The organism is Herminiimonas sp. (assembly GCF_030645555.1).
Classification (GTDB): Bacteria; Pseudomonadota; Gammaproteobacteria; order Burkholderiales; family Burkholderiaceae_D; genus Oxalicibacterium.
Genome location: NZ_JAUSME010000065.1, coordinates 1 through 3,547 on the forward strand (window position 1 = coordinate 1; position 3,547 = coordinate 3,547).

Below are 3,547 nucleotides of genomic sequence, written 5' to 3' on the forward strand. Positions count from 1 at the left end.
AAGCGTTCCAGAAGTTCCAGCAGGTGCAGGGGGAACTGTCGAGCGCGCTGTCGCGGCTGATGGCAGTGTCCGAAAATTATCCCAACCTGAAAGCGGACGCCCGCTTCGCCGAGCTGCAGTCGCAGCTGGAAGGCACCGAGAACCGCATCACCGTGGCGCGCCAGCGCTACATCGCGGCGGTACAGGACTACAACGTCCAGATCCGCAAGTTCCCGACCAACCTGACGGCGATGATGTTCGGCTACGACGTCAAGCCAGTGTTCACGGTGGACAACGAAAAAGCGATTTCGACCGCCCCGGCCGTCAACTTCGGCAAGTAATATGACGGTCATGCGCATCCTGTGGGCCGCCGTGCTGGTGCTGGCCTTTGCCGGCCAGGCGCAGGCCCAGCTGGTGCCGGTGCCGCCGCTGAGCGCGCACCTGGTCGACCAGGCCGGCATGCTGACCGAAGAACAGCGCGGCAAGCTCGAAGCCGTGCTGACCGACTATGAAGAGCGCACCGGCAGCCAGATCGCGGTGCTGACTGTCAAGAGCACCGCGCCGGAGCAGATCGAGCAGTACAGCATCCGCGTGGCCGACGCCTGGAAACTCGGCCGCAAGGGCGTCGACGATGGCGTGCTGCTGCTTGTGGCGCCCGAGAACACCAGCGCCATGCGGCGCCTGCGCATCGAAGCCGGCCGCGGTGTGCAGGGCGTGCTGACCGATGCCCAGTCCAAGCGCATCCTCACCAACGTGATCGCGCCCCACTTCCAGCAGAAGCAATTCTACGAGGGCCTGGTGGCCGGGGTCGGGGCCATTGCAACCCTGCTCAACGCCGAACAGTTTCCCGCGCCGCCGGAAGGCAAGGCGCAGGACCAGGAAGCGTCCGGCGGCAGCTTGCTGTGGCCGCTGCTATTCATCGGCGCGATCATTCTCATGAACACATTGCGTTCGGGCCGCTCGTCGCGCCTGGGCCGTGGCGGCTGGGGCAGCGGCGCGACCGGCTTCATCATCGGCAGCGCGCTCGGCAGCCTGGGCAGCAGGGGCGGCGGCGGTGGCGGCGGCTTCTCCGGCGGTGGTTTTTCAGGTGGCGGCGGCAGCTTTGACGGCGGCGGCGCCTCGGGAGACTGGTAATGGCAAGCTCTTTTGCTGATCGTTTGAAACGGGCGTGGCGCCACTGGCGCACGACCGCCGCCGTCGGCCGGCGCGCATTCCCCAGCGCCACGCTGGAGAAAATCGGCGCCGCCATCACGGCCGGCGAGCAGCGCCACCGCGGCGAGCTGCGCCTGATCGTCGAAAATTCCATGCCATCCGAGGCCATCTGGTCCGACATGAGCAACCGCCAGCGCGCCATTGCCCTGTTCGCCGAGTACGGCGTGTGGGATACCGAAGACAATTGCGGCGTACTGGTGTATGTCAACCTGGCCGAGCACAAGGTCGATATCGTGGTCGATCGCGGGATCGGCCGCAAGATCGACCCCGCAACCTGGCAAGATGTGTGCCGCACCATGACGCAGGGTTTCGCGCGCGGCGAGTTCGAAAGCAGTACGCTGGCGGCGGTGGAACACATCAACACCCTGCTGATCAGCCAGTTTCCGGCAACCGGCGCGCGCGCCAACGAATTACCCGATCACCCGATCGTGCTGTAAGGGCTGGAAGAAAAACCTGCAGCGGCGGCGCGCTGTGGTTAAAATTCGCTATTCCAAAAAGCCTGGAGGCAAGAAATGAAACTAGACAAAAAAGTGGCCATCGTCACCGGCGCTACCCAGGGCATCGGCCTGGCATGCGCCGAACGCCTGATCCAGGACGGCGCGCGCGTGATGCTGGTCGATATCAAGCCGGAAGGCGCGGCGGTCGCCGACAGCCTGGGCGAGCAGGCGCGCTTCTTCGCCGCCGACGTCAGCCTGAAAGTCGACGTGGACGCCATGATCGCGGCCACCATGCAAGCTTTCGGCCGCATCGACATCCTGATCAACAATGCCGGCGTCACCCACGCGGCCGACTTCCTGGACCTGTCCGAAGACGACTTCGACCGCGTGCTGCGGATCAACCTGAAATCGATGTTCCTGTGCAGCCAGGCGGCCGCGCGCGAAATGGTCAAGCAACAGAGCGGCAGCATCATCAACATGTCGAGCGTAAACGCCGAACTGGCGATACCGAACCAGGTGCCCTATGTGGTGTCCAAGGGCGGAATCAACCAGCTGACCAAGGTCATGTCGATCGGCCTGGCGCGGCACGGCATCCGCGTCAACGGCATCGGTCCCGGCACCATCCTGACCGAGCTGGCCAGGAAGGCCGTGCTGGCGAGCCCGGAGGCGCGCCGCACCATCCTGTCGCGCACGCCGATCGGACGCTGCGGCGAGCCGGAGGAAATCGCTTCGGTGGCCGCGTTCCTGGCCAGCGACGACGCTTCCTACATGACCGGCCAGACCATGTACGTGGACGGCGGCCGTCTGGCACTCAATTACACGGTTCCGGTAGACGAATAATGGACGACACCGCGAAGCTGCCCAAGATCAACATGCTGGCACTGGAAAACCAGTTCTGCTTCGCGCTGTATTCCGCTTCGCATGCCATGACCAGGACCTACAAGCCGATGCTCGACCGGCTCGGCCTGACCTACCCGCAGTACCTGGTCATGCTGGTGCTGTGGGAGCAGGACGGGATCCTGGTCAAGGACATCGGCGCCCATCTGTTCCTCGATTCGGGCACCCTCACGCCCCTGCTCAAGCGGCTTGAAGCAAACGGGCTGGTCACGCGCAACCGCGACCCCCATGACGAGCGCCAGGTGCGCATCATCCTGTCGACCGCGGGCCGGGCGCTGCGCAAGCAGGCCGAAGAGATTCCCCAGCAAGTCTTGTGCGCCAGCGGCCAGCAACTGAAAACGCTGGGCAATATGCGCGACGAATTGTCGCGCGTGCGCGACGAACTGTTCAAAGCCCTCGATAGCGACGTCTGAGGCGGTCACGGGCAGGGGCCATCGGACCGATAGAAATAATCAATTGCGTACAATTTAATTGTACGCTATAGTTATTGCCATCGGTACAGCAGTGCCGCCCTCACCCAACCAAGGAGTTACTCATGCAAATTCTTTACACAGCAAATGCAACCGCAACCGGTGGCCGCGACGGCCGTGGCGTTTCCAGCGACAAGGCGCTCGACGTCAAACTGTCGACACCGAAGGAACTGGGCGGCGCAGGCGGCGAAGGCACCAATCCTGAACAACTGTTCGCAGCCGGCTATGCCGCCTGCTTCATCGGCGCCATGAAACTGGTCGGCGGCGCACTGAAGACCCCGATTCCTGCAGACACCAGCATCAACGCCTCGGTCGGCATCGGCCCGAATGCAGCGGGCGGCTTTGGACTGGCGGTCACGCTGGCAGTGAGCACCCCGGGCATGGACCAGGCAGCAGCCGAAGCGGTGGTCGCGCGCGCGCATGAAGTGTGCCCTTACTCGAACGCTACGCGCGGCAATATCGACGTGACCCTGACGGTCAATGCCTGAGTAAATCGGGGAGACATGTGATTTGCGAATATCCGGTATGGAAAATCGCAATTAGACATATATT

The 3,547-nt window shown here is 63.5% G+C and carries 6 protein-coding genes; all 6 read left to right on the top strand.

Translation table 11 applies throughout. The features are described from left to right. The coding region (locus Q7T06_RS02655) for a LemA family protein (RefSeq protein ID WP_304779701.1) at positions 1–320 on the top strand (320 nt) is incomplete at its 5' end. Position 321: 1 nt separating this feature from the next. After that, positions 322–1,113 carry a YgcG family protein gene (locus tag Q7T06_RS02660; RefSeq protein ID WP_304779705.1) on the top strand — a complete coding sequence of 264 codons (792 nt, stop codon included), beginning with the start codon at positions 322–324 and terminating at the stop codon, positions 1,111–1,113. Further along, the gene (locus Q7T06_RS02665) at positions 1,113–1,628 is read left to right on the top strand and encodes a TPM domain-containing protein (protein ID WP_304779707.1); all 516 of its coding nucleotides are present in this window, start codon (positions 1,113–1,115) and stop codon (positions 1,626–1,628) included. Before Q7T06_RS02660 ends, Q7T06_RS02665 begins: the two co-directional genes overlap by 1 nt. A 75-nt stretch (positions 1,629–1,703) precedes the next feature. Next, the gene (locus Q7T06_RS02670; RefSeq protein ID WP_304779710.1) at positions 1,704–2,468 is read left to right on the top strand and encodes an SDR family NAD(P)-dependent oxidoreductase; all 765 of its coding nucleotides are present in this window, start codon (positions 1,704–1,706) and stop codon (positions 2,466–2,468) included. Beyond that, entirely contained in the window at positions 2,468–2,938 is a 471-nt protein-coding gene (locus Q7T06_RS02675; protein WP_304779713.1) for a MarR family winged helix-turn-helix transcriptional regulator, read from the top strand. Before Q7T06_RS02670 ends, Q7T06_RS02675 begins: the two co-directional genes overlap by 1 nt. A 122-nt stretch (positions 2,939–3,060) precedes the next feature. After that, positions 3,061–3,483, top strand: a complete 423-nt coding sequence (locus Q7T06_RS02680; protein WP_304779716.1) for an organic hydroperoxide resistance protein — start codon at positions 3,061–3,063, stop codon at positions 3,481–3,483. The last annotated feature ends 64 nt before the right edge of the window (positions 3,484–3,547 follow it).

Bases quoted from the DNA above. Each gene is read 5' to 3' on its own strand.
- Q7T06_RS02660 (WP_304779705.1), top strand. From the start codon at position 322: ATGACGGTCATGCGCATCCTGTGGGCCGCCGTGCTGGTGCTGGCCTTT.
- Q7T06_RS02665 (WP_304779707.1), top strand. From the start codon at position 1,113: ATGGCAAGCTCTTTTGCTGATCGTTTGAAACGGGCGTGGCGCCACTGG.
- Q7T06_RS02670 (WP_304779710.1), top strand. From the start codon at position 1,704: ATGAAACTAGACAAAAAAGTGGCCATCGTCACCGGCGCTACCCAGGGC.
- Q7T06_RS02675 (WP_304779713.1), top strand. From the start codon at position 2,468: ATGGACGACACCGCGAAGCTGCCCAAGATCAACATGCTGGCACTGGAA.
- Q7T06_RS02680 (WP_304779716.1), top strand. From the start codon at position 3,061: ATGCAAATTCTTTACACAGCAAATGCAACCGCAACCGGTGGCCGCGAC.